We start from the raw sequence: 26070 nt of genomic DNA, 5'->3' as shown, positions 1-26070 counted from the left end.
TCGCCCAAACCCGACAAGCCCCTAGGACTCTGCCAGAGTGGCGAGCTGCTCGGCCTGGTATTCATGGATCAGCGGGTCGACGACCGGGTCGAGGTCGCCGGCCATGACCTGTTCGAGCTTGTACAGGGTCAGGTTGATGCGGTGGTCGGTTACGCGGCCCTGCGGGAAGTTGTAGGTGCGGATGCGCTCGGAGCGGTCGCCGCTGCCGACCAGGCTCTTGCGTTCCGCGCTTTGCGCAGCGGCCTGGGCCTCGCGCTCGGCCTCGAACAGGCGTGCGGCGAGGTAGGTCATCGCCTTGGCGCGGTTCTTGTGCTGAGAGCGCTCTTCCTGGCACTCGACCACGATGCCGGTGGGCAGGTGGGTCAGGCGGATCGCGGAGTCGGTCTTGTTGACATGCTGACCGCCGGCCCCGGAAGCGCGGAAGGTGTCCACACGCAGGTCGGCCGGGTTGATCTCCGGCATCTCGACCTCGTCCAGTTCCGGCAGGATGGCCACGGTGGCCGCGGAGGTATGGATGCGGCCCTGGGATTCGGTCTCCGGCACGCGCTGTACGCGGTGGGCGCCGGATTCGAACTTGAGCCGCGAGAAGGCCCCCTGGCCGGCCAGACGCCCGATCACCTCGCGGTAGCCGCCGTGCTCGCCCTCGCTGGCGCTGAGGATCTCCAGCTTCCAGCCCTGCTGTTCGGCATAGCGGGTGTACATGCGTAGCAGGTCGCCGGCGAAGATCGCGGCCTCGTCGCCGCCGGTGCCGGCGCGGATCTCGAGGAACACGTTGGCGTTGTCGTGCGGGTCCTTCGGGATCAGGTGGCGGTACAGCTCCGCCTCCAGCGCCTCGGTCTGCTCGGTCAGGGTCTCGATTTCGGCCTCGGCCATTGCGCGCAGTTCGGGGTCGTCCTCCGCGAGCATCGCGCGTGCCTCCTCCAGCGCGCCCTGGTTGTCGTGCCAGGCCTTCCAGGCGGCAGCGACCGGTTCCAGCTGGCTGTATTCCTGCGACAGGCGGCGCAGCTGGTCCGGGTCAGCGGCCGCGTCCGGCGTGGCCAGCAGCTGCGCGATCTCGGCGTGGCGCTCGGACAGGCCCTCGAGCTTGGCGCGGAACGAGTCCTTCATCATTGCGATCCGGAGCTGGAATCGTTTCCGGGGTCGTCTTCCGGAGCGGGCAGCTGGAACAGCCGGTGAGCGGCGTTCAGCAGGCGTGTATCGCCCTCGTGAGCAGCCGTGTTCAGGGATTTGCAGGGGGCGTGCATCAGCTTGTTGGTGAGGTTGTGCGCGAGCAGTTGCAGCGCCTCTTCCGGTGGCTTGCCGGCGCGCAACATGGCCTCGGCCTTGGCGAGTGCCTCGGCCTTGACGCGGTCGGCGCGCTGGCGCAGCTGGCGGATGCTGTCCACCGAATCGCGGGCCCGCAACCAGCGCATGAATTCGCCGGCGCGCTGGGTGATGATCTCCTCGGCCTGCTCGGCCGCGGCCTGGCGCGAGGCCATGTTTTCGTCGATGACCTCCTGTAGATCGTCGACGGTGTAGAGGTAAACATCTTCGAGCTGGCCCACTTCCGGTTCGATGTCGCGCGGGACCGCGATGTCCACCATGAACATGGGCTTGTGGCGCCGTTTGCGCAGCGCGCGCTCCACCGCGCCCTTGCCCAGGATCGGCAGGGGGGCGGCGGTTGAGGAGATCACGATGTCGGCCTCTGCCAGGCGCTCGGGGAGCTGGTCGAGGCTGATGGCCTCGGCCTCGAAGCGTCCGGCTACGGCGCGGGCGCGCTCCACGGTGCGGTTGGCAACAATGACATTGCCGATACCAGCGCTGGAGAGGTGCTGCAGGGCCAGTTCGATGGTCTCGCCGGCACCGACGACCAGCGCCGTCAGTGGCTTCATGTCGCCAAAGATCTGGCGGGCCAGCGACACGGCGGCAAAGGCGACGGAGACCGCGCTCTGGCCGATGGCGGTCTGGGTGCGGACATCCTTGGCCGTCGCAAAGGCGTGCTGGAACAGGCGCTCCAGCGAGCGCCCCAGGGTGCCGGCCTCGTGCGCGTACTGGTAGGCCGTTTTCATCTGCCCGAGGATCTGCGGTTCGCCCAGAACCATGGAATCCAGGCCGCTGGCTACCCGCAGGGTGTGGCGCACCGCCGAGCCGTCATGGTGCAGGTAGAGGTAGGGCTTCAGTTCGTCGCGGCCGATTCCGTGGTAGCCCCCGAGCCAGTCGAGCACGCGCTGTTCGCTGTGCTGCTTGCCTTCGCGGAAATACACCTCGGTTCGGTTGCAGGTCGACAGGATGGCCGTTTCCGGCAACAGCACACCGGAGCGCAGCGAGTGCAGGGCCTCGCCGAGCTCGTGCTCGTTGACGGATAACCGCTCGCGAATCGCGACCGGGGCCGTTTTGTGATTGATTCCGAGAGTGCACAACATGCTGGCGCGTATTGTGCCGGAAAACGCAGGCGCGTGGCCGAATTTCCCGGTAGTGTACTGTGCTGTACGCTGGGTGACGGTAATGATGGCCGGCCACGGAACCCCGACGAAGGCCTGACCGTCCCACACGATAAGACCGAACTGATTCCGACTGGAACCCTGATGATTCGAAGCCTGCTCGCGCTGGCGGCCATGCTCTCACTGGCGGGTTGCGCGCAAACCCAGCTGGATGCCTCCACGACGCCACAGACGGATCGCCCCGTCCTGGTGCCGGTGGCAGCCGGTGAGGACCCGGAGGCGGCGCTGATGTTCAACGTGCTGGTGGCGAAGATCGCCGTACGCTCCGGGGAGCATGGCGAGGCCGCCCGCTACTATGGTGCCGCGGCCCTGATGAGTGACGATCCGGCGATTGCCGAACGGGCTACCCGCATTGCCCTGTTCGCGCGGGATTTCGAGCAGGCCCAGCGCTCGGCGGACCGCTGGCTGCGCCTTGCGCCTGACAGCCTGGAGGCCAGCCAGGTCTCCACGGTGCTGCGGATCAATACCGGTGACGCCGAGCAGGCCGCAGAGCAGCTTGACTCGCTGCTGGACAGGCTGCTGGTGCAGGGCCTGGATCCGTACCCCACCCTGGGGAGCGTGATCGGTCAGACCCGGGATTCCGAGGCGGCCCTTGAGGCGCTGCGCCTGCTGAGCGATCGGCGCCCCGACGATGTCGGCGTGCATCGCGTGTATGCGGAGGCGGCGCTGCGCTTCGCCGAGCAAGGTGATGCAACGCTGGCCGTGACCGGGCAGGCGGTGGAGCGTTTCCCCGAGTCGGTCCCGCTGCAGTTACTGCACGCGCGGGCCCTGCGCGAGGCCGGTGAGGTCGAGGCCGCCGCTGCGGCCCTGCGCGCTACCGTGGATGCGCATCCGGACAGTCGTGAGGCCCGTCTGGGCTATGCCCGTGTCCTCGCCGAGCATGACGATGCAGCCTATGCGCGCCGCGAGATGGACCGTCTGGTGCAGGCGGCACCGGAGGATGCGCAGCTGCTGCTTGCACTGGCCCTGATGAATCTCGAGGCGGAGCAGCTGGAACCCGCGCGTGAGTATCTGGAGCGACTGGATGCCCTGGGCGGGCGCGAGAACGAGGTGGCCTACTATCTTGGGCGCCTGCACGAGATGGCCGACGAGCCGGAAGCCGCGCTGGCAGCGTATGCGCGAGTGGAGTCCGGTGACCATGCCGACGATGCGCGTCTGCGCACGGCCCGCCTCACGTTCGAGCATGATGGCATGGAGGCCGCGCGCGAGCGGTTTCGCTCCCTGCAGCAGGGGGTGGATGACGATCTTGCGCGCCGGGCCTACCTCGCCGAGGGCAATGCCCTGCGCGAGCTTGGCGAATACGCGGAGGCGCGCAGCCGCCTGAACCGGGGGCTGGTCCAGTTCCCCGGGGATACGCGGCTGCTCTATCTGCGCGGGCTGGTTCACGAACGCGCGGACGACATCGCAGCCGCGGAGGCGGATTTTCGCACCATTCTTGAATCCGACCCCGAGAACGTCGCGGCACTGAATGCCCTGGGGTATACCCTGGCCGACCGAACCGACCGCTACGAGGAGGCCTACGAGCTGATCCTGCGGGCCTACGAGCAGGCGCCGGACGATGCCGCCATTATCGACAGCTATGGCTGGGTGCTGTATCGGCTTGGAAGGCTGGAAGAGGCCGAGACTCAGCTGCGACGTGCCTATGCCCTGATGGAGGACGGTGAGATCGCCAGCAATCTGGCGGTCGTGCTGTGGGAGCGTGGCGCGCGTGACGAGGCGCGCGAGATTCTCGAAGCGGCGCTTGCACGTGAACCCGACCATGAGCGTCTGCAACGCGTCCGCAAAGAACTTGACGAATGAGCCGGGCCGTCAATACGAGGTCGGCCCTGCCGTGGTCGGGGGTGATCCTGGGGGTTGTGGTGCTGGCGCTTGCCGGGTGCGCGGCGCCATTGCCGGAGGCCGACCGCTCCGCAGTCGCGGAAGCCGCATTCGAGGCGCGCACCGAGCAGCTGCAGGCGCTGGACGCCTGGCGTCTGGTCGCGCGCCTGGGGCTGTCGTCCGGCGAGGAATACTGGTCGGCTCAGCTCAACTGGCGGATGCTGGAGGATGAACAGGTGCTCGATTTGTCTGGGCCCATGGGGCGAGGTGGCGGGCGCCTGACGCTGTCCGGTGGTCAGGCCCTGCTGGTGACTCGCACCGGCGAGCGCTTCCAGGCGCAGGACCCGGATACCCTCGTGGCCCGTGTTCTGGGCGAGTCGATCCCGGTGGGGGGTATGACCTACTGGGTGCGCGGCCTGCTGGACCCGGAGGCCTCGCACCAGCTGGATGTGGATGCCGAGGGTCGCCCGTTGCGGATTCAGCAGTCCGGTTGGCGTATCGAGTACAGCGAGTTCGAGGAGGTGGATGGCGTGCCCATGCCGGTGGCCATGGTCCTCGAGCGTGACGATCTCGAGCGTGACGATATCGAGCTGCGTGCGCGTATCGGTCGCTGGCAGTTGGGTCAACCGTGAGCATACGCGCAGACGGCGGGTTCGACAGCGTCTTCCCGGCCCCCGCCAAGATTAACCGCTTCCTGCACGTTACCGGGCGCCGGGCCGATGGCTATCATGAGCTGCAGACGGTCTTCCAGTTTCTCGGGCTGGCGGACCAGTTGCGTTTTGAGCCCCTGCCTGCAGGCCGTTACGAGATGGCCGGCGCGGCCATCGATGGGGCCGACAACCTCTGTCTGCGCGCTGCGCGTCGCCTGGCGGCCGAGGCGGCCAGGGACTTTGGCGTGCGCATCCACCTGGACAAGCACATTCCGGTCGGTGGTGGCCTGGGCGGAGGCAGCTCCGATGCCGCAACCACCCTGGTCGCGCTGAATCACCTGTTCGGACTGGGCCAGCCGGTGGACCGCCTCGCGGCGCTGGGGCTGGAGCTCGGCGCGGACGTACCCGTATTTGTTGCCGGATGCGCCGCCTGGGCCGAAGGAGTCGGGGAGCGTCTGACGCCGGTGGCCCCGGGTCAGGGCTGGGTCCTCCTGATCGATCCCGGTGTCAGCGTGACCACAGGTGCGATGTTCGGCGCGGCGGAATTGACACGGGACTGTCCCACCGAGACAATTTCGTCCGAATTCGATGCCGGACGCTTCGGCAACGTGTTCGAGCCGGTTGTGCGAGCGCGGTACCCCGAGGTCGACCGGGCCCTGGCCTGGCTGGCATCCGAGACGCCGAGCGCCCGCCTGAGCGGCAGTGGCGGATGCGTGTTCGGGATATTTCCCGATCAGGCGGCGGCGCAGCAGGCGCAATCCAGTCAGCCCGAGGCCTGGGCGAGCTGGGTGACGCCGTTGCTCAACGTCTCGCCGCTGCAGGCCTGGCTTCCGCCTGCCGTCTCTCCGGGGGCGTAAGATTTGCGCTGGCCAGTGTGCCGATCGCAATGACGGTGGTGGGGTTTCGGGCGTCGTGTCGGTCAGGCAGTACAATAGACCTCAGCGTGTTCCCGGGCCGTCGCCAGGCGGTAAGGCAGCGGGTTTTGATCCCGCCAAGCGCGAGGTTCGACGCGAGCGGCGCAGCCGCGACCGATTGTCGCCGAAGGTGACGGCCCGTAAGGGTGGCGCGCAGCGCCATCATCCTGCCGGCCCGGATCGGCCCCGCCGGTCTGCGGTAAGCTCGGGTACGAGTCCGGCGCTGACAGTACAATTTGAAAGTTAAGCGAGACATTGGGCCGTCGCCAGGCGGTAAGGCAGCGGGTTTTGATCCCGCCAAGCGCGAGGTTCGACGCGAGCGGCGCAGCCGCGACCGATCGTCGCCGAAGGTGACGGCCCGTAAGGGTGGCGCGCAGCGCCATCATCCTGCCGGCCCGGATCGGCCCCGCCGGTCCGCGGTAAGCTCGGGTACGAGTCCGGCGCTGACAGTACAATTTGAAAGTTAAGCGAGACATTGGGCCGTAGCCAAGCGGTAAGGCAGCGGGTTTTGATCCCGCCATGCGCAGGTTCGAATCCTGCCGGCCCAGCCATACAACGAAACCCGCGCCGTGTGCGCGGGTCACCGGCTACCAGGACCCCGGCCCCGCGCCGGGGTCTATACTTTGGGGCCTGCGCGACAAAGCCGTCCGCTCCATATCCATCCAGACCGGGACGAACCGTGGTCGACAAGAGTCGTATGATGATCTTCGCGGGTAATGCCAACCCGCGTCTGGCGCAGAGCGTTGCCGAACACCTGGGCCTGCCGATGGGCAAGGCAACCGTGGGCCGTTTCAGTGACGGCGAGGTGCAGGTCGAGATCCTGGAGAACGTCCGCGGTCGAGACGTCTTCCTGATTCAGCCGACCGGGCAGCCGACCAACGAGAACATCATGGAGCTGGTGATTATGGTGGATGCGCTGCGGCGCGCCTCCGCCGGGCGGATCACCACGGTGATCCCGTACTTCGGCTACGCCCGCCAGGATCGCCGGGTACGCTCTGCGCGCGTGCCGATCTCGGCCAAGGTGGTCGCGAACATGATCGAGGCGGTGGGCGCAGATCGCGTGTTGACCATCGATGTGCACGCCGACCAGGTGCAGGGCTTTTTCAATGTCCCGGTGGATAACATCTACGCCTCGCCGGTGCTGCTGGGCGATGTCTGGCGGCATGTCTCCGGGGATCTGACTGTGGTGTCGCCGGATGTCGGCGGGGTGGTGCGTGCGCGGGCGATCGCCAAGCGTCTGGACGATGCCGATCTGGCCATTATCGACAAGCGCCGCCCGCGGGCGAACGAGTCCGAGGTGATGCACATCATCGGTGATGTGCGGGGCAAGTCCTGCATCATCATCGATGACCTGGTGGATACCGCCGGTACCCTGTGCCAGGCGGCGAAGGCCCTGAAGAACCACGGGGCGCACTCGGTAATGGCCTATGCCACGCATCCCGTGCTTTCCGGGGCGGCAATTGATAACATAAACGGTTCTGCGCTTGACGAGCTGGTGGTCACGGACACGCTGGCGCTGCAGCCCAATGCGCTGGGTTGCGAGAAGATTCGGCAACTGTCGGTCGCAGAGATGCTGGCGGAGACGATCCGCCGTATCAATCGCGAGGAATCCGTCAGCTCGCTGTTCATGGACTGACAGGCAGCGGCCGCGGCCGCTGCCAGAAATTCGGAGGGGAATCCCCTTCCAGTGTGCGCCCCGTCTGGTCGCGGGCGGGGTGCGTTCAGGGCGCTTCGGGTGAAGCGCCTTTCATTTTGGAGGCTGTAGCAATGAGCATGAGTTTTACCGTTGAAGCCGAGAAGCGTGACGAACAGGGTTCGAGTGCGAGCCGCCGCCTGCGTCGCGCCGGCAAACTGCCCGCCATCCTGTATGGTGCGGACAAGGACGCCGTCGCTATCACGCTGGACCATAATGCGATGGTCCATAACCTCAAGGAAGATGCGTTCTATTCGCATATCCTGGATGTGAAGCTGGATGGCAATACCGAGAAGGCGATTCTGCGCGACGTGCAGCGCCACCCGTTCAAGCCGACCATCTATCACGTGGACCTGATGCGCGTGAGCGCCGACCAGGCCATCCGCGTCAGCGTGCCGCTGCACTTCCTGAATGAGGAAGATTGCAAGGGCGTGAAGCTGGGCGGTGGCATGATCAGCCGCATGCTCAACGAAATCGAGGTCGAGTGCCTGCCGGGGAATCTGCCCGAATCCATCGAGATCGATGTGATCGACCTCGATGTTGGCGAAACCCTGCACATCTCCGAGCTGAAACTGCCGGAAGGCGTGGAGAGCGTGGCCCTGATGCACGGCGAGGAATACGACTACGCTGTGGTCAGCATCCTGCTTCCGCGTTCCGCGAAGGCCGAGGAAGAGGGCGAAGAGGCCGCGGGTGGCGAAGAAGCTGCCGACGGTGCGGAAGGCGAGTCCGAGGGCAAGGAATAAGCCTCACGGCCGTTCCTGGTTCCTGCTGACCCATGGCGATACGTCTGATCGTCGGGCTGGGTAATCCGGGCCCGCGTTATGCCGAGACCCGGCATAACGCGGGCTTCTGGTTTGTGGATGCCCTGGCCCGCCGTCACGCCACCGAGTTCCGCAACGAGAGCCGCTTCGATGGCGAAGCGGCGCGTCTGACCCTGCCCGAGGGAGACTGCTGGCTGCTCAAGCCAATGAGCTTCATGAACAAGAGCGGCCTGCCGGTGCGCAAATGTGCGGCCTTTTACCGCATCCCCCCGGAGGCGATCCTGGTGGTGCATGACGAGCTGGATCTGGACCCTGGTGTTGCGCGCCTGAAGCTGGGGGGCGGGCACGGCGGTCACAATGGCCTGCGAGATCTGCATCGCCACATGGGCGGGCCGAACTACGCCCGGCTGCGTCTGGGAATTGGTCATCCCGGGCACCGTGACGAGGTCGTGCCGTTCGTGCTGGATCGGCCCGGCCGGGATGCGGCGCGTGCCATCGAGGATGCCATCGATGCCGCGCTGGATCAGGTGCCGGCCCTGATCGCCGGGCGCTGGGACGAGGCGGTACGTAATCTGCATGGCGGCGGGTCGAAGGCGGCCCGCGCCAAATCCGAGGAAACCCGATGAGTCTGAAGTGCGGGATCGTTGGCCTGCCGAATGTCGGCAAGTCGACCCTGTTCAATGCCCTGACCCGCGCGGAGATCGCGGCGGAGAACTATCCGTTTTGCACCATCGACCCGAACGTGGGCGTGGTGGAGGTGCCGGATCCACGCCTGGCGCGATTGACCGAGATCGTGAAGCCCGAGCGCACACTGGCCACCACGGTGGAGTTCGTCGACATCGCCGGTCTGGTGGCCGGTGCCGCGCAGGGCGAGGGACTGGGCAACCAGTTTCTGGCTCATATCCGCGAGACGGATGCGATTGCCCAGGTCGTGCGCTGCTTCGAGGATGACGACATCGTCCACGTGGCCGGCAAGGTCGATCCGCTGGCCGATATCGAGACCATCAGCACGGAGTTGATGCTGGCGGATCTCGAGACTGCCAACAAGGCGCTGACCCGTCTGGCACGTGCCGCGAAGTCGCAGGACAAGACGGCCATTGCGCAGTTGAAGGCGGCGGAGAAGGTCGCGGCAGGTCTGGATCAGGGCGTTCCGGCGCGCGCTCAGGACCTGGACGAGGATGAGCGGCGCCTGCTTTATGATCTGCACCTGCTGACCATCAAGCCGTTGATGTATATAGCCAATGTTGACGAGGCGTCTCTGGCCAGTGGCAACGCGATGGTCGAGGCGGTGCAGGCGAAGGCCGCCGAGGAAGGGGCCGAGGTGGTCAGCGTTTGTGCAGCCATCGAGGCCGAGATCGCCGTGCTGGACCCGGAGGAGCGGAGCGAGTTCCTGGCCGATCTCGGGCTCGAGGAACCGGGGCTGGACCGTGTGATCCGCACTGCCTACCGGCTGCTGGACCTGCAGACCTTCTTTACCGCGGGTGAAAAGGAAGTCCGGGCCTGGACAGTGCGGCGGGGTTCTACCGCGCCGCAGGCCGCCGGGGTCATCCATACCGATTTCGAGCGCGGCTTTATCCGTGCCGAGGTGGTGGGCTATGACGACTTTGTCGCGAACAACGGCGAGCAGGGTGCGAAGGACGCGGGGAAATGGCGTCTGGAGGGTAAGGAATACGTAATGCACGAAGGCGACGTGGTACATTTTCGCTTCAATGTCTGAGTGCTATAGTAGGAAATAAACCCGGGTCGCGGCGGTAGTCGCCGTCCGGTTCTGGCATCCAATCTTGGGAGTACTTCGATGGACGTAATGGATCGCATCCGCCAGCAGGTGGAAGACAATCCGGTGGTGATCTTCATGAAGGGCACCCCGCAGTTCCCCATGTGCGGTTTTTCCAGCCGTGCGGTGGAGGCGCTGAAGCGCTGCGAGCAGGAGTTCGGGTACGTGAACGTGATCGCCGACCAGGAGGTCATGCAGAACCTGCCGCGTTTCGCTGACTGGCCGACCTTCCCGCAGGTCTATATCGACGGTGAACTGATCGGCGGCTGCGACATTACGCTCGAGATGTTCGAGAGCGGCGAGCTGAAGAAGATGGTCGACGAGGCTCACGCCAAGCGCGCCGCGAGCTGAAACGCGGTGTGCCAGGCGCCTGCCGGGTTCAGGCACGCACAGGGCGGGTGAGCGGCGAAAGGGGCCGCGCACCCGATCCGTCCTGAATCCGACAGGCTCCTGTGCCCTGTGGGGTCTCGCAGCCCGGAGACCTCATCATGCGCCCCGCCCGGGGCGCGTAAGGCCGGGATGAGTTGGCCCCGTCGGGATGGATTCAGCTCCCCGGCGGGAGTTCTTCCGGGTCGGGCAGCCGCAAGGCATTTTGTGGGACCCCGACCCCGTCTTGCCAGCGGTTCGTGATCTGGCAAAAGATATCCGCCGTCTTTTCTGCATCGAAGGCCGCGCTGTGGGCCGCCGCCGTATCCCAGCCCAGCCCGGCGGCGTCGGCCGCTCGTGCCAGCACGGTCTGGCCGAACGCCAGCGCTGAAAGCGACACCGTATCCAGGCTGGAAAACGGATGGAACGGATTGCGCTTGATGCCGCAGCGCTCGGCGGTCGCATGTACGAACCCGAGGTCGAAGTGTGCATTGTGTCCCACCAGCACGGCGCGCTTGCAGTGGTTGACCTTTACCTCCCGCCGCACTTCGCTGAAGAGCTTGCCCATGGCCTGATCCTCCGGCCAGGCCGCTCGCAACGGGTGGTAGGGGTCGATCCCGTTGACTTCCAGTGATTTCGGGTCCAGCTCCGAGCCTTCGAACGGGCGCACATGCAGGCTGACGGTGCGCTCGCGCACCAGGTGGTCGTTTTCGTCGCGGCGCAGAAACACCGCGGCAATCTGCAACAGGGCGTGGCGGCGGCAGTCAAATCCCCCGGTCTCGACATCGACGACCACCGGCAGGAAGCCGCGGAAACGGTTGGCCATTGGGCGGTGCTTGGGGTCCAGCTGCAGGGATTCGGGCATCGGGGTACTCGGTTGCGGGTAAGCCGTTACGGTTCGCGGGCGCGGTGGCCGGGAAGGGTGTCTCCCGGGCGTGCGCCCGCGTGTACAATTTACGGATGTTTGGAGATTTTGTCGCGTTTTTTGCCGACGATCGGCGCCATACATGGCGTTCGCTTGACCTGTTGCCGGCACAGTCGGGATACTTGCGTCCTTTATGCCCGCCTGACATCGGCGCATGGTAGCAAAAGCCTGCCTGCCCGGTGGCCTGGAACCCAAGATGGCATCCTGATTCCCAACCCGTTTTCAGGGGTAGACGCATGGACCCGAACGCGACCGAACACGACATCGACCCGCAGGAGACCCAGGAGTGGATTGACGCCCTGGCCTCGGTGCTGGAGACCGACGGCCCCGAGCGGGCACATGCCCTGCTGGAACGGCTGGTGGACAAGGCGCGGCGCAGCGGGGCCTATCTGCCGTACTCCGCCAATACCGCTTATGTGAACACCATCCCCACGCACCTGGAGCCGGAGTATCCGGGCGATGGTGCGGTGGAGCATCGCATCCGGTCCTATATCCGCTGGAATGCGATGGCGATGGTGGTCAAGGCCAACCGCGCCTCGGCCGAGCTGGGGGGGCATATTGCGACTTTTGCCTCCGCTGCCACTCTTTATGACGTCGGGTTCAACCATTTCTGGCATGCCCCGTCGCATGATCATGGTGGCGATCTGCTGTTCGCCCAGGGTCACTCCTCGCCGGGTATCTACGCCCGTGCGTTCATGGAAGGCCGCCTGAGCGAGGAACAACTGGACCACTTCCGCCGCGAGGTCGACGGCAAGGGCCTGTCGTCCTATCCGCATCCCTGGCTGATGCCGGACTTCTGGCAGTTCCCGACCGTGTCCATGGGGCTGGGCCCGATCATGAGCATCTACCAGGCGCGTTTTATGCGTTATCTGCAGGATCGTGGCCTGGCACAGACCGAGAACCGTCGCGTCTGGAGCTTTGTCGGCGACGGTGAGGTGGACGAGCCGGAGACCCTGGGGGCGATCACCCTGGCCTCGCGGGAGAAGCTGGACAACCTGACCTGGGTGGTCAACTGCAACCTGCAGCGCCTGGATGGCCCGGTGCGCGGCAATGGCAAGATTGTGCAGGAGCTGGAGGCGATCTTCCGCGGCGCGGGCTGGAACGTGGTCAAGGTGCTGTGGGGTCGCTACTGGGATCCGCTGCTGGCGAAGGACACCGACGGCCTGCTGCAGAAGCGCATGATGGAGGCGGTCGACGGCGATTTCCAGAATTACAAGGCGAATGACGGTGCCTATGTGCGCGAGCACTTCTTCGGCAAGTACCCCGAGCTGAAGGCGATGGTGGCCAACATGTCCGACGAGGACATCTGGCGCCTCAACCGCGGCGGCCATGACCCGGTCAAGGTCTATGCGGCCTACAAGGCAGCGGCCGAGCACAAGGGGCAGCCGACCGTGATCCTCGCGCACACGGTGAAGGGGTATGGCATGGGGTCCGCAGGCGAGGCCCAGAACCGTACCCACAGCCAGAAGAAGATGGACGCGGACGACATGAAGCAGTTCCGGGACCGCTTCAATATCCCGCTTTCCGACGAGCAGGTGGAGCGTGCCGAGTACATTAAGCCGGACCCCGAATCCGAAGAGATGAAGTACATGCACGAGCGGCGCAAGGACCTCGGCGGCTACCTGCCGGTGCGTCGCCCGCTGGCCACACCGCTGGAGATCCCGGGGCTGGAGGCCTTCAACAGCCTGCTGGAGTCCTCCGGTGAGCGCGAGATGTCCACCACCATGGCCTTCGTGCGCCTGCTGACCCTGCTCGCGCGGGACAAGAAGATCGGCAAGAACATCGTCCCGATTGTGCCCGACGAGGCGCGGACCTTCGGCATGGAAGGGCTGTTCCGTCAGCTGGGGATTTACTCCTCGGTCGGCCAGCTCTACGAGCCGCAGGACAGGGACCAGGTGATGTATTACAAGGAGGACAAGAAGGGCCAGATCCTGGAAGAGGGGATCAACGAGGCCGGTTCCATGTCCTCCTGGATTGCGGCGGCCACGTCGTACTCCACGCACGGTGTGGCGATGGTGCCGTTCTACATCTTCTATTCGATGTTCGGCTTCCAGCGCATCGGCGACTTGATCTGGGCCGCCGGCGACATGCGCGCCCGCGGCTTCCTGATGGGGGCCACCGCCGGGCGTACCACGCTGGCGGGTGAGGGCCTGCAGCACGATGATGGCCACAGCCTGATGATGGCCGCCAACGTGCCCAACTGCATCGCCTACGATCCGACCTTCGCCTATGAACTGGCGGTGATTGTGCAGGACGGCATGCGCCGCATGTATGCGGAGCAGCAAAGCGTCTTCTACTACATCACCGTGATGAACGAGAACTACCCGCAGCCAGCCATGCCGAAGGGCGCGGAGGAAGGTATCCGTCGCGGCCTGTACCGGCTGCAGGCCGGCGGACGCAAGAAAAAGAAGGTACGCCTGCTGGGCTCCGGCACCATCCTGCGCGAGGCCATTGCCGCCGCCGAACTGCTGGATCAGGACTTCGGCGTCGCTGCCGAGGTCTGGAGTGCGACCAGCTTCAACGAGCTGGCCCGTGATGGCCGCGATGCCGAGCGCCATGCGCGCCTGCATCCGGAGGCCAAACCGCGCACGTCCTGGGTGGAGGAATGCCTGGGTGGTTCGGACGATCCGGTGATTGCCGCGACCGACTATGTGAAGGGTTATGCCGATCAGATCCGTGCCTTCGTGCCGGCGGACTACCGTGTGCTGGGGACGGACGGCTTCAGCCGTTCCGATACCCGCGCTGCGCTGCGTCGGCACTTCGAGGTCGATCGCTTCCACATCGCGGTCGCGGCGCTGAAGGCCCTGGCCGATGCCGGGACCGTGGAGGTCAAGACTGTGGCTGACGCGATCGAGAAGTATGCGATCGACGTCGAACGGCCCAACCCGTTGCAGGCCTGAGGCCGTCGGACCCGAGGCAGGAGCAGACATGAGCAACACGACTACTGTGCACGTCCCGGATATCGGCGACTTCAAGGACGTCGAGATCATTGAGGTCATCGTCAGCCCCGGGGATACCGTGGCCCCCGAGGATCCGCTGATTACGCTGGAGTCCGACAAGGCCTCCATCGAGATCCCGGCGCCGCAGGGCGGTACCGTGAAGGCGCTGAAGGTGAAGGCCGGCGACCGCGTCAACGAGGGTGACCCGATCCTGGAGCTGGAGCCCTCCGACGAGGGTGCGGCCGAGGATGCCCCCGCCAGGGACGAGGCGCCGAAGCAGGAAGCGCGGTCTTCCGCGGCTGCCCCGGCCGAGCCGGCCCCCGGGACCGAGCAACCGCAGCCGTCCCCGGCACCGAAGGCCGCCGGCCGGGCCGATCCGCGTCCGTCGCCGACTGAACACATCCGTGACGAATCGGCCTTCCGCAAGGCCCATGCCTCGCCGGTGGTGCGCAAGTTCGCGCGCGAGCTGGGCGTGGACCTGAGCAAGGTCGAAGGCTCCGGGCGCAAGGGTCGCATCCTGCGCGAGGATGTGCAGGGCTTCGTCAAGCGTGCGCTGAGTCAGGGCTCCGGCGGTGGCCTGGGCGTCGAGCCGATGCCGGAGATCGACTTCTCCGAGTTCGGTCCGATCGAGACCCAGGCGCTGTCGAAGATCAACAAGCTCACCGGCAAGAATCTGCACCGCAACTGGGTCACCGTCCCGCACGTCACCCAGTTCGACGAGGCTGATATCACTGAACTCGAGGACTTCCGCAAGTCGCTGAAGGCCGAGTACGAGAAGAAGGGCGTGAAGGTCACCTTCCTGCCGTTCCTGATGAAGGCGGTGGTCTCCGCGCTCAAGCAGTACCCGCGCTTCAATGCCTCGCTGGACGCGACCGGCGAGAACCTGATCCTGAAGCAGTACTACAACCTCGGTATCGCGGTGGATACGCCGGACGGCCTGGTCGTCCCGGTGGTGCGCGATGTGGATCGCAAGAGCCTGGTCGACATCGCCGCCGAGCTGATGGACCTGTCCCAGCGCGCCCGCGACAAGAAGCTCAAGCCTGCGGACATGCAGGGCGGCTGCCTGACGATCTCCAGCCTCGGCGGGATCGGCGGGACCCAGTTCACCCCGATCGTGAACGCCCCCGAGGTCGCGATCCTCGGTGTTTCGCGCTCCAGCATGAAGCCGGTCTGGAACGGCAAGGAGTTCGAGCCGCGCCTGATCCTGCCGCTGGCGCTGTCGTACGATCATCGGGTGATCGACGGTGCGCTGGGCGCCCGTTTTGCTACCACGCTGAGCGCGTTGCTGTCCGACATGCGCCGCATGCTTCTGTAATCGTAACCGGAGTGACTGGATGAGCCAGACCAAGACCATCGAAGTCCCGGATATCGGGGATTTCAAGGACGTCGAGATCATCGAGGTCCTGGTACAGCCGGGCAGCGAGATCGCGCCGGAGGATCCGCTGATCACGCTGGAGTCCGACAAGGCGACCATCGACGTGCCTGCCCCCGAGGCCGGCACGGTCAAGAAGATGCACGTGAAGGTCGGCGACAAGGTCTCCCAGGGCAGCAAGCTCCTGGACCTCGAAGCCAGTGGCGATGCCGCGGGCGGAAGCGAGGACGCCCCCGCATCCGACGGCGAGACGACCGAATCCACCAAGGCGGAATCGGCCGCCGCGAGCGAGTCGCAGCAGGCCGCGCCCAAGGCCGCCGCCGATCCGAACACCGACAGCCAGTGCCAGGTGCTGGTGCTGGGCTCCGGCCCCGGTGGCTACACCGCCGCCTTCCGCGCCGCAGACCTGGGCCTGGACGTGGTGATGGTCGAGCGCTACCCGCAGATCGGCGGGGTCTGCCTGAACGTGGGCTGCATCCCGTCCAAGGCGCTGCTGCACGCCGGCGAGGTGCTGCACGAGGCCGAGCGCTTTGCCGCGCTGGGTATCAAGTTCGGCGAGCCGGAGATCGATCTCGATGGGCTGCGCGGCTACAAGGACAAGACGGTCAAGAAGCTGACCGGCGGGCTCAAGCAACTGTGCAAGCAGCGCAAGGTGCGTGTGGTGCAGGGCGTTGGCGAATTCACCGGCGCCAACAGCATCGCGGTCGAGGGGGACGCCGGCCGCGAGGTGATCGGCTTCGAGCACGCGATCATCGCGGTCGGTTCGCAGGCGATCCGGCTGCCCGGTTTCCCCTGGGACGACGACCGGGTGATGGACTCCACCGGCGCCCTCGATCTGGCGGATATCCCCGAGCGCATGCTGGTCGTTGGCGGCGGTATCATCGGCCTGGAGATGGCCTGCGTATACGAGTCGCTGGGCGCGAAGGTCACGGTGGTGGAACTGTCCGGGACCCTGATGCCGGGCGCGGATCGCGACATCGTGCGCCCGTTCGAGAAGCGCGCGAAGAAGCGCTTCGAGAATATCTTCCTCAACAGCAAGGTGACCGGGGCCGAGGCCACCGACCAGGGCATTGTCTGCCGCTTCGAGGGCGAGGCCAAGGGCCTGCCGGAAGAGGATACCTTCGACCGTGTGCTGGTCGCGGTGGGGCGCAGCCCGAATGGCGCGAAGATCAACGCCGAGGCGGCGGGCGTGCAGGTGACCGAGCGTGGCTTCATCGAGGTCGACAGCCAGCAGCGTACCAATGTCGAGCACATCTTCGCTATCGGCGACGTAGTCGGGCAGCCGATGCTGGCGCACAAGGCCACCCACGAGGGCAAGGTCGCGGCCGAGGTGATTGCCGGGCACAAGGTGCACTTCGACGCCCGCGCGATCCCGTCGGTGGCCTACACCCACCCCGAGGTCGCCTGGATGGGCGTGACCGAGGAACAGGCCAAGGCCGATGGCATCGAGTACACCAAGGGCGTGTTCCCCTGGGCCGCCTCCGGGCGCGCGATCGCGCTGGGCGCCGAGGACGGCATGACCAAGCTGCTGTTCGACGCCGAGGGCCGGGTTATTGGTGCGGGCCTGGTCGGGCCCTCCGCCGGGGATCTGATCGGCGAGGCCATGCTGGCACTGGAGATGGGCGCGGAGATGGAGGACATCGGCCTGACCGTGCATCCGCACCCGACCCTCAGCGAGACGGTAGCCTTCGCCGCCGAGGTCGCGCACGGATCGATCACCGACATCCTGCCGCCAAGGAAGAGCTAGGCACCTGTGGGATTCGGTACGGATGTGCTGAGCGTGCACCATCCGCCAGTGGTGCTGCCGGCCCGTTTCTGATGGATTCGGGCGGCAATGCAGGATCGGGTAACCTGGTCTGCCAACCCTGCAACTTGATCAACGCAGGGGCCCGGCCGCCCGTTGTGAGCGGAGCTGTGAACAGAAACGGGTGCGCGCAGGGCGTTGCGACGCCTTTGTGCAGAACGACTACTGCACGGGAGTCGCCGCGCGTTGCACGCATAAAAATGCGACGACGCAGCGAGCGTGCATATTGATCCGTGTTCCCCTGACCCGAATCCGCCACCAGTGGCCCTGTGGCTTCGTTCCGGGGGTGGCGCTGCTGGCCGTTCTGGTCGCGACTGCGGCGCCAGCCGCGCCCGCGCCCTTTGTGGAGCCCCTGGAGCATAGCGACTGGTCGCTGGTCGAGGAGGAGGCGGTCTGCCGTATCGAGCAGGCCGTACGACACGGGGGCAGCCTGTATGTCGAGCAGCGTCCGGGACTGCGGCCAGCGGCCTTCTGGCGCGCGCCGCATGCGTTGTCCGTGGATGCTGCTCCTCGTTTGCGCACCGCTGCCCCGGAATGGCTGCGGCCGGCCGCGAAGGCGCCCCTGGATCTGCGGCTGCAGGCCGGGGGCGAGCATCTGTTCCGGGTCCCCCCGGGGCAGGTGCAGCCCCTGCAGACGCGTTTACTGGCGGGCCATGATGTGCGTGTCGACTTTCCCGATAGCGATGCGTCGGTGCAGTTTCGCGGCATGCGTTTCGCCCTGCGTGCGCAGGCGTTCCGGGCCTGCGGGGATGATCATTCTCCGCCCCCGGCGGCGCCGGAGACCGGGGCCCTGGAGCGCTGGAGCGTCTACTTCGAGACTGCCAGTGCAGGTCTCGACACCGCGGCGCGAGCGACCCTGCAGCAGGCAGTACAGGCCCTGAAGGCGACCGCGGCGCCGCAGATTCGGGTGGTCGGCTGGACGGATGCCGAAGGCTCGCTGGCGGTAAACCGGACCCTCAGCCGTGAACGTGCAAACGTAGTTCGCGACGCCCTGGTCGAGTCCGGGATTGCACGGGGGCAGATCGAGATCGTCGCCCCTGGCGTGGACCCCGCTGCCGTGGGCGAACGGGCGGCGTCGCGACGGGCCGACATCTGGTGGCTGGACACGGATGCCGCAGCCGTGGATCCGGGCGCGCCGCGGCCCCTGCAGACCCCGGGTGCCGCCGGGGCGGAGGGGCCGGAGGTTGCGCCCGGGAGCGCGCCACCAGCGACGAGCCCGGGGTGGTAGCGGCCATCACCAAATACGACTATATCTTTACACCAAGACAAGGACAGGCCTTCTTATGAGCTCCACGATCAACCGCGTCGTACTCGCCTACTCGGGCGGGCTGGATACCTCGGTCATCCTGAAATGGCTGGAGGAACAATACGGCTGCGAGGTGATTACCTTCACGGCCGATCTTGGCCAGGGCGAGGAGGTCGAACCGGCCCGCGCCAAGGCCGAGGCCCTGGGGGTCAAGCAGATCTACATCGAGGACCTGCGCGAGATTTTTGTACGCGACTATGTATTCCCGATGTTCCGTGCGAACACGATCTACGAGGGCGAGTACCTGCTCGGTACCTCGATTGCACGGCCGCTGATCGCGCGGCGTCTGGTGGAGATCGCCGAGGAGACCGGGGCCGACGCCATCGCCCACGGCGCGACCGGCAAGGGCAATGACCAGGTGCGTTTCGAACTGGGTGCGTATGCGCTGAAGCCGGGCATCCAGGTGATCGCTCCCTGGCGCGAATGGGACCTGAATTCGCGCGAGCGGCTGATGGCCTATGCCGAGCAGCACGATATCCCGGTGGACTACAAGAAGCAGGGCACCAAGTCGCCGTACTCGATGGATGCCAACCTGCTGCACATCTCCTACGAGGGCGGCCCGCTGGAAGACCCGTGGACCGAGGCCGAGGAGGACATGTGGCGCTGGTCGGTCTCCCCGGAGGCCGCGCCGGATGAATCCGAGACCCTGGTCATCGGCTTCGAGAAGGGCGACCCGGTGTCGATCAATGGCGAGCGCATGAGCGCAGCCGACCTGCTCGCGAAGCTGAACGAGCGTGGCGGGGCCCACGGCGTGGGGCGTCTGGATATTGTCGAGAACCGCTATGTGGGCATGAAGTCGCGCGGCTGCTACGAGACCCCGGGCGGCACCATCCTGCTCAAGGCGCGCCGCGCACTGGAATCGATCACCCTGGATCGCGAGGCCGCGCATCTGAAGGACGAGCTGATGCCGCGCTACGCCAGCATTATCTATAACGGCTACTGGTGGAGCCCGGAACGGCGCATGTTGCAGGCCGCGATCGACGATACCCAGGGCGTGGTCAACGGCGAGGTGCGTCTGCGTCTGTACAAGGGCAACGTGATCGTTGCCGGCCGCCGCTCCGAGGACACCCTGTTCGACGACGCCATCGCGACCTTCGAAGACGATGCCGGAGCCTACGACCAGAAGGACGCCGAGGGCTTCATTCGTCTGAACGCGCTGCGCCTGCGCATCGCCGCCAGCCGCAACCGGACGTCCACATGAGATGACGGCCCGCGACCACAAGCCTCCGCCGTCCCGATGTACCCTGGCAGGGCACACCGGCGTGGCGTGGGGGCTGGGAGGAGCGGGCCTGTTGCTGCTGGTACTGCTCGGCTGGTGGATGCTCGGTGTTCCGCCGCCCGCGGGAGCTGGCGACGCCGAGGCACCCGCCGAACAGCGCCTGGTGCTGGGGGTCCTCGCGCACCGCGGGGACGAGGTCGCGCGCAGCCGTTGGACCCCGTTCACCGAATACCTGTCGGAGCAGGTGGACGGCGCGTCCTTCGCACTTGAACCCGTGGACAACGATGGGCTGCAGGCGGCGGTAGCGGAAGGCCGCTTTGACCTGATTCTGACCAACAGCGGCTCCTACGTGATGCTGGAGCAGCAGCACGGCATCTCCCGCATCGCCACCATGCAGCCGCGCAAGGTCGGCCGAGCCGAGGATCGTTTTGGCGCGGTGGTGATCACGCGGGCCGACCGCGAGGACCTGGTAGAGCTGGACGACCTGCGAGGGCAGCGACTGTCGGCCGTGCACTCCGATGCCTTCGGTGGCTGGTGGATGACATGGCGCGAATTGCAGGCGGCCGGAGTGGATGTCGAAAGCGACCTGGCGGCGCTGGTGTTCACCGGCTTCCCGGTCAGTCGCGGGCTCGACTGGGTGCTGCAGGGCGAGGTCGATGCCGCGACCTTCCGCACCGGCATCCTGGAGGATCTCGAAGCGCGCGGGGACCCGCGGGTGGATCGGATCCGGGTGGTCGGCGAACGCGCCTTTCCCGCGTTTACCTACCGCGCCAGTACGCGGCTGTATCCGGAGTGGCCGCTGGCCATGAGTGGTGACCTGGACGCCGGGTTGGCCCACGCGATCCTGCTGGCGACCCTCTCGCTGGACGCGGGGCACCCGGCCAGCCAGGCGGCCGGCATCTCGGGATGGGCCGCGCCGCGTTCCTACGAGGACGTGCACGGCCTGATGCACGAACTGGGGGTGGGCCTGTACGCCCCGCAGCCCTTCGATGTCCTGGTCTGGCTGCGCGGTCATCTCCTGTGGCTGGTGTCGGCGCTGGCGGCGATTGCGTTGCTGGCGCTGCTGTATGTGTCCCGGGTCCATGCCCGGGTGCGGCGCTCCGGGCACAACCTGGAACGCAGCATGGAGGCGATCCCCGATGCGGTGATCACCCTGGATTCGCATGGCGGAATCTCCTACGTGAACCCGGCGGCGCGGGACCTGGCCGGACTGACCCGCGACCAGGTCCTGGGCTGCTCGCTGGACCAGCTCCTCGATCTGCGCGAGCTCGGGACCGGCCGCCCGCTGTTGCCGGACAATGCCCGGGGAGAGCGGCTTGCCCAGGTCCTGGGCGAGCGTTCGGATGCGCGCCTGGTACGGCGCGACGGTCACGAGGTAATCGTGCGCATCGCTCGCACGACCCTGGATCCGGTGGCCGGCAGTTCGGTCCGCACCCTGCTGGTGCTGACAGACGTGTCCGAGGAGCGCCGGTTGGTCGACCGCCTGGTGCACGAGGCCAGCCACGACGGCCTGACCGGCCTGCTGAACCGGCGCGCCTTCGAGCGCGAGCTGGAGATCGCGATGCATGCGGCCCGCGAGAATCGTGCGGTGGCCAGCCTGTTGATGGTGGACCTCGACTACTTCAAGGAGGTCAACGATCGTCATGGACACCGCGTGGGCGACGACCTCCTGCGTCAGGTGGCCCATGTCCTGCGCCAGTTGACCCGCGGCCATGACGCCGTGGCCCGGATCGGGGGCGACGAATTTGCGATCATTGCCCGTGACACCAACGCCGAGTATGGGCGTATTCTGGGCCAGCGCATCTGTTCGGCCCTCGGCGGCCGGCCGTTGCAGGTCGAAGCAGGTGACGTCACCATTGGTGCATCGGTGGGCGTGCTCGAGCTGGGGCCGGATATCCCCGGCGTGGACGAGGCGTTCGTCGCCGCCGATCGGGCCTGCTACGAGGCCAAGGACCAGGGCCGCGGCCAGGTCGGGCTCGCCCGCAAGGCGGATATCCACCCGATTGCCGGAGCCTGAGAGCGATCCGGTCCCCGGCCGGCGCGGAACGCGCTGCGTGCCGGTGTGGTCCATGTGAAACCGGTGCGGTGCCGGTTCGAAAGAAAGGAATTACATGTCTATTGTCTCCCGCTTGCGAACGGGCCTGCTGGCCACGGCCCTTCTTTTCCTGACCGGTTGCGCAACGGTGCCCAGCGAGGACCGTCACCCGGATGATCCCTGGGAGTCCTACAACCGTGCCGTATTCGAGATCAACCAGGATTTCGACGAGTCGTTGCTGCGTCCGGCAGCAGTGCAGTATCAGCGTGTTCCGGATACGGTGCAGACGGGGGTCGGTAATTTCTTCTCGAACCTGAACGACTTCACCGTGTTGTTCAACAATCTGTTGCAGGGCAACCTCGAGAATGCCGCATCGGATACCGGCCGTATACTGTTCAACAGCACCTTCGGGCTGTTCGGTCTGATTGATGTCGCCTCGCCGATGGGGCTGGAGAAGAACAACGAGGACTTCGGTCAGACCCTCGGTGTCTGGGGTGTACCTCGTGGGCCCTACCTGCAGTTGCCGCTGCTCGGGCCGAGTACCGCGCGCGATGCCCCTGCGCGGATCGTCGACGGTTACACCGATCCGCTCTATCAGAGCAACCTGCGCCAGGATCACAGCAGCTGGTGGGTCGGACTGATTGCGCTGGACATCATCGACATGCGTGCCGGTCTGATCTCCACCGAACGCATGCTGGAACAGCTGTCGGACGACCCCTACATCGCGATGCGCGAGGCCTGGTTACAGCGCCGCGACTTCCTCGTGCGGGGCTCCAGCGACGAGCGTGCCAGCGAGATGCTGGACGAACTCGACGAGCTGGAGGCGCTGGAGGCGATGGAAGCCGGGGAGGATGTGCAGTGAGCGGCCTGGCGCCGATGCTGAACATCCTGCGCCTGGGGGCCGGACCCCAGGATCTGCCGGCGGACAATGCCACCCTGATGTTCTGGGTGGGGATTGCGCTGATCGCTGGCATGGTGATCGGGATACCGCTGTACGGTTTCGGTGGCGCCCTGGCCCTGAACGTGATGGATCTGGTGGTGCTGTACGCCTTTGTGATGATTGTGCTCAATACGCGCGGCGTCCCGGACCGATGGCGTCAGACCTTCACCGCGATGGCCGGCACCGGCGCCATTCTGGGCCTGCTCATGGCCTTGCTGATGTTGCTGGCAGGTGGTCCGGACCCGGGCCGCGAGCCGGAAGACATCGCCACGGGCGTGGTGTTCGGGATGCTTGTGCTGCTCGCCTGGTTGCTGCTCGTGTTCGGCCACATCCTGCAGCAGGCGCTGGACATGGGATCGCGTCTGGTCGGCATGCTGGTGGCGCTGGGCTATATCGTGGTCTCCAGCGTGGCGACCCAGACCGCGGTCGGTCTGCTGCAGTGACTGCGGGGCCTCTCCACGTGCTGGGGATCGGTGGCACTTTCATGGGCGGTCTGGCCCAGCTTGCCCGTGCGCGCGGCTATCAGGTGACCGGTTCCGATCAGAAGCTTTATCCGCCGATGAGCGAGCAGCTGGAACAGGCCGGTATTGCCTGGCACGAGGGATACGATCCGGCGACCCTGCCGGAGCAGGGGCCGGTCGTGGTTGGAAACGTGATGACCCGGGGCATGCCGATCATCGAGGCCTTGCTGGATCGCGGCCTGTCCTACGTCTCCGGTCCGCAGTGGCTGGCCGAGCATGTCCTGCATGACCGCTGGGTGCTGGCGGTGGCCGGTACCCATGGCAAGACCACGACGGCCAGCCTGCTGGCCTGGATCCTGGAATATGCCGGGCTGAATCCCGGTTTCCTGATCGGCGGTGTGCCCGGCAATTTCGGGGTCAGTGCGCGTCCGGGCGCGGCCCCGTTCTTCGTGATCGAGGCGGATGAATATGATTCGGCCTTCTTCGACAAGCGCGCCAAGTTCGTTCACTACCGCCCGCGTACCCTGGTGCTGAACAACCTCGAGTTCGACCATGCGGATATCTACCCGGACCTGGCCGCAATCGAGCGCCAGTTTCACCACCTGGTACGTACGGTTCCGGGGCAGGGCCGTATCCTGCTGCCGGCCGCTGATGCCGCGCTGGAGCGGGTGCTGGAGATGGGCTGCTGGACCCCGGTGGAACGCCTGAGTACCGATCCCGATGCGGGGACGACGACGGCACTCGCCGCCCGCGCGTTGAATGCCGACGCCTCCGAGTTCGAGGTGCTGGCGGACGGTGTCGTGGTTGGCCGGGTCGCGTGGTCGATGAGCGGCCGCCATAACCTGGCGAATGCCCTGGCGGCCCTGGGGGCGGCCCGTCATGCCGGGGTGCCGCTGGCGGCGGGTCTGGCCGCGCTGCCCGAATTCCGCGGTGTGCGACGGCGCCAGGAACTGCGCGCCGAGATTGACGGTGTCCGCGTGATCGACGACTTCGCCCATCACCCCACGGCGATCCGCCTGACCCTGGAGGGACTGCGCGGGCAGGTGACCCCGGGCGGGCGGCTGGTGGCCATCCTCGAGCCGCGCTCCAACACCATGCGGATGGGCGTGCATGCCGAGGCCCTGGGCGCGGCGCTGGCGCAGGCCGATGCGGTGCACCTGTACCACGCACCGGAGATCGACTGGTCCACCGCCCACCTGCAGCGCGCGCTGGGCGAGCGGCTTGCGGTGGCCCCCGGGATCGAGCCGCTGCTGGAGGGGATTCTTGCGCAGGTGCGTCCGGGGGATACGCTGGTGATCATGAGTAATGGCGGCTTCGATGGCCTGCATCGGCGTCTGATCGCGGCCCTGCAGGGGACGACCGCATGAACGATCGCCCGCGCAGTATCGCCCTGGCCCTGACCGGCGCCTCCGGCGCGCCCTACGGCCTGCGTCTGCTGGAGTGCCTGGTGACGGCCGGGGTGCAGGTGCACCTGATGCTGTCGAAGCCGGCCCAGGTCGTACTGGGGCTGGAGACCGATCTCGATGTGCCCGGGCGCCCGGCCGAGATCGCCCGTTTCTTCAGCGAGCGTCACGGAGCTGGTGAGGGTCAGATCCGTTGCTATGGCCCGGAACAGTGGACCGCGCCGGTGGCCAGCGGGTCCGCGGTGCCGGGGGCGATGGTGGTGTGCCCCTGCACCACCGCGACGCTCTCGGCGATTGCGACCGGTGCCTCGCGCGGATTGATCGAACGGGCCGCCGACGTGGTCCTGAAGGAGCGCCGTCGTCTGGTGCTGGTGGTGCGCGAGACGCCGTTCTCCGAGATCCACCTGGAGAACATGCTGCGCCTGGCGCGCATGGGCGCGGTAGTGATGCCGGCCAATCCGGCCTTTTATCATCGACCGCAGTCTATCGACGATCTGGTCGATTTCATGGTTGCGCGGGTGCTGGACCACCTCGGGGTGGAGCATACCCTGGGGCCGCGCTGGGGGATGCCGCCCGCGTCGGGAGAGGACGCATGAGCACGTTGCCGCTGTTTCCGCTGAATACGGTGCTGTTCCCCGAGGGCTTGCTGCCCCTGAGGATCTTCGAGACACGCTATCTGGACATGGTGAGGCGCTGCCTGCGCGATGACGGTCGCTTCGTGGTCGTGGCGATCGACGCCCAGCAGGACGCCGCTGACCAGCCTGCGGAGACGGACCCGGCGGTCGGCTTTCATGAGGTCGGTACCGAAGCGGCCATCGTGGACTGGGATCAGCGCCCGGACGGATTGCTGGGCATTCTGGTGAAAGGCGAGGGGCGGCGCATGATTCGTAATGCCCGGCGTGCCGATGATGGCCTGTGGCTGGGCGATGTGGAGCCGCTGCAGGAATACCCGGAGGTCAGCTTGCCGGTGGACTACGCCTCGCTGGCGGACCTGCTGGAGCGCCTGCTGGACCAACTGGGTACGCCGTGGTCACATCTGGAACGACGCTTTGATGACTCCACCTGGGTGGCCGCCCGCCTGACCGAGTTGTTGCCCATTGACCTGCCGATCAAGCAGCAGCTGCTGGAGGCGGACGATCCGATCGAGCGCCTGGAGCGCCTGCGAGCGGCCATGCTCGCGGCGTCGAAATCCTGAAACCGGGCGGCGAGG

General features: G+C 66.4%; 22 protein-coding genes and 1 tRNA gene. 20 read left to right on the top strand and 3 right to left on the bottom strand.

The genetic code is table 11. The annotated features are described in order from the left end of the window. Nucleotides 1-21 precede the first annotated feature (21 nt). Both prfA and hemA read right to left on the bottom strand, forming a co-directional pair. Nucleotides 22-1107, bottom strand: coding sequence for a peptide chain release factor 1 (prfA, locus tag G332_RS0100310; protein ID WP_019624995.1), 1086 nt, complete (start codon nt 1105-1107; stop codon nt 22-24). Continuing rightward, a complete protein-coding gene (gene hemA / locus G332_RS0100305) occupies nt 1107-2402 on the bottom strand; it encodes a glutamyl-tRNA reductase (RefSeq protein WP_019624994.1) in 1296 nt (431 codons plus the stop codon). The genes prfA and hemA overlap by 1 nt, the downstream gene beginning before the upstream one ends. 162 nt (nt 2403-2564) lie before the next feature. Between hemA and G332_RS0100300 the strand changes: the two genes are divergently transcribed. From G332_RS0100300 to grxD, 9 genes are all read left to right on the top strand, one after another. Beyond that, complete coding sequence (locus G332_RS0100300; protein WP_026340474.1) at nt 2565-4280, top strand: tetratricopeptide repeat protein; 1716 nt, start codon at nt 2565-2567, stop codon at nt 4278-4280. Further along, a complete protein-coding gene (gene lolB / locus G332_RS0100295; protein ID WP_019624992.1) occupies nt 4277-4930 on the top strand; it encodes a lipoprotein insertase outer membrane protein LolB in 654 nt (217 codons plus the stop codon). Before G332_RS0100300 ends, lolB begins: the two co-directional genes overlap by 4 nt. Then, nucleotides 4927-5805, top strand: coding sequence for a 4-(cytidine 5'-diphospho)-2-C-methyl-D-erythritol kinase (gene ispE, locus G332_RS0100290; protein WP_019624991.1), 879 nt, complete (start codon nt 4927-4929; stop codon nt 5803-5805). The genes lolB and ispE overlap by 4 nt, the downstream gene beginning before the upstream one ends. A gap of 533 nt (nt 5806-6338) precedes the next feature. Beyond that, nucleotides 6339-6413, top strand: a tRNA-Gln gene (locus tag G332_RS0100285). Nucleotides 6414-6541: 128 nt separating this feature from the next. Next, complete coding sequence (locus tag G332_RS0100280) at nt 6542-7498, top strand: ribose-phosphate diphosphokinase (RefSeq protein WP_026340471.1); 957 nt, start codon at nt 6542-6544, stop codon at nt 7496-7498. Nucleotides 7499-7629: 131 nt separating this feature from the next. Then, complete coding sequence (locus G332_RS0100275; protein ID WP_026340470.1) at nt 7630-8298, top strand: 50S ribosomal protein L25/general stress protein Ctc; 669 nt, start codon at nt 7630-7632, stop codon at nt 8296-8298. 32 nt (nt 8299-8330) lie between these two features. Beyond that, the gene (gene pth / locus G332_RS0100270) at nt 8331-8942 is read left to right on the top strand and encodes an aminoacyl-tRNA hydrolase (RefSeq protein ID WP_019624988.1); all 612 of its coding nucleotides are present in this window, start codon (nt 8331-8333) and stop codon (nt 8940-8942) included. Next, nucleotides 8939-10033 (top strand): redox-regulated ATPase YchF, encoded by a 1095-nt coding sequence (ychF, locus tag G332_RS0100265; protein ID WP_019624987.1) that lies wholly within the window; start codon nt 8939-8941, stop codon nt 10031-10033. Before pth ends, ychF begins: the two co-directional genes overlap by 4 nt. Nucleotides 10034-10111: 78 nt before the next feature. Next, nucleotides 10112-10441 (top strand): Grx4 family monothiol glutaredoxin, encoded by a 330-nt coding sequence (gene grxD, locus G332_RS0100260; RefSeq protein ID WP_019624986.1) that lies wholly within the window; start codon nt 10112-10114, stop codon nt 10439-10441. 193 nt (nt 10442-10634) lie between these two features. Here the strand turns inward: grxD and rnt are convergent, their stop codons facing one another. Then, nucleotides 10635-11321, bottom strand: a complete 687-nt coding sequence (gene rnt, locus G332_RS0100255; protein WP_019624985.1) for a ribonuclease T — start codon at nt 11319-11321, stop codon at nt 10635-10637. Between the two features lie 296 nt (nt 11322-11617). Here rnt and aceE point away from each other — a divergent pair, with 296 nt between their 5' ends. From aceE to G332_RS0100200, 11 genes are all read left to right on the top strand, one after another. Beyond that, entirely contained in the window at nt 11618-14281 is a 2664-nt protein-coding gene (aceE, locus tag G332_RS0100250; protein WP_019624984.1) for a pyruvate dehydrogenase (acetyl-transferring), homodimeric type, read from the top strand. Then, nucleotides 14193-15635, top strand: coding sequence for a dihydrolipoyllysine-residue acetyltransferase (gene aceF / locus G332_RS0100245; protein ID WP_369699366.1), 1443 nt, complete (start codon nt 14193-14195; stop codon nt 15633-15635). Before aceE ends, aceF begins: the two co-directional genes overlap by 89 nt. Nucleotides 15636-15654: 19 nt before the next feature. Further along, entirely contained in the window at nt 15655-17439 is a 1785-nt protein-coding gene (gene lpdA, locus G332_RS0100240) for a dihydrolipoyl dehydrogenase (RefSeq protein WP_019624982.1), read from the top strand. Nucleotides 17440-17737: 298 nt separating this feature from the next. Then, nucleotides 17738-18724, top strand: coding sequence for an OmpA family protein (locus G332_RS0100235; protein WP_026340469.1), 987 nt, complete (start codon nt 17738-17740; stop codon nt 18722-18724). Nucleotides 18725-18779: 55 nt separating this feature from the next. Further along, nucleotides 18780-20003, top strand: a complete 1224-nt coding sequence (locus G332_RS0100230) for an argininosuccinate synthase (protein WP_019624980.1) — start codon at nt 18780-18782, stop codon at nt 20001-20003. Between the two features lie 118 nt (nt 20004-20121). Then, nucleotides 20122-22038 (top strand): diguanylate cyclase, encoded by a 1917-nt coding sequence (locus G332_RS0100225; RefSeq protein ID WP_051080516.1) that lies wholly within the window; start codon nt 20122-20124, stop codon nt 22036-22038. A 94-nt stretch (nt 22039-22132) separates the two neighbouring features. Further along, complete coding sequence (locus tag G332_RS0100220; protein ID WP_019624978.1) at nt 22133-22918, top strand: VacJ family lipoprotein; 786 nt, start codon at nt 22133-22135, stop codon at nt 22916-22918. Continuing rightward, a complete protein-coding gene (locus tag G332_RS0100215) occupies nt 22915-23439 on the top strand; it encodes a hypothetical protein (protein ID WP_019624977.1) in 525 nt (174 codons plus the stop codon). The genes G332_RS0100220 and G332_RS0100215 overlap by 4 nt, the downstream gene beginning before the upstream one ends. Next, complete coding sequence (mpl, locus tag G332_RS0100210) at nt 23436-24824, top strand: UDP-N-acetylmuramate:L-alanyl-gamma-D-glutamyl-meso-diaminopimelate ligase (RefSeq protein ID WP_026340467.1); 1389 nt, start codon at nt 23436-23438, stop codon at nt 24822-24824. Before G332_RS0100215 ends, mpl begins: the two co-directional genes overlap by 4 nt. Continuing rightward, on the top strand, nt 24821-25456 hold the full coding sequence (locus tag G332_RS0100205) for a flavin prenyltransferase UbiX (protein WP_019624975.1): 636 nt from the start codon (nt 24821-24823) through the stop codon (nt 25454-25456). Before mpl ends, G332_RS0100205 begins: the two co-directional genes overlap by 4 nt. Beyond that, entirely contained in the window at nt 25453-26055 is a 603-nt protein-coding gene (locus G332_RS0100200) for an LON peptidase substrate-binding domain-containing protein (protein ID WP_019624974.1), read from the top strand. Before G332_RS0100205 ends, G332_RS0100200 begins: the two co-directional genes overlap by 4 nt. Nucleotides 26056-26070 lie beyond the last annotated feature (15 nt).

It is taken from the genome of Thioalkalivibrio sp. ALJT, from assembly GCF_000381825.1.
In the GTDB taxonomy this organism is placed as follows: Bacteria; Pseudomonadota; Gammaproteobacteria; order Ectothiorhodospirales; family Ectothiorhodospiraceae; genus Thioalkalivibrio.
The sequence above is the reverse complement of the archived record's forward strand: the minus strand, read 5'-3'. Positions and strand labels throughout refer to the sequence as shown.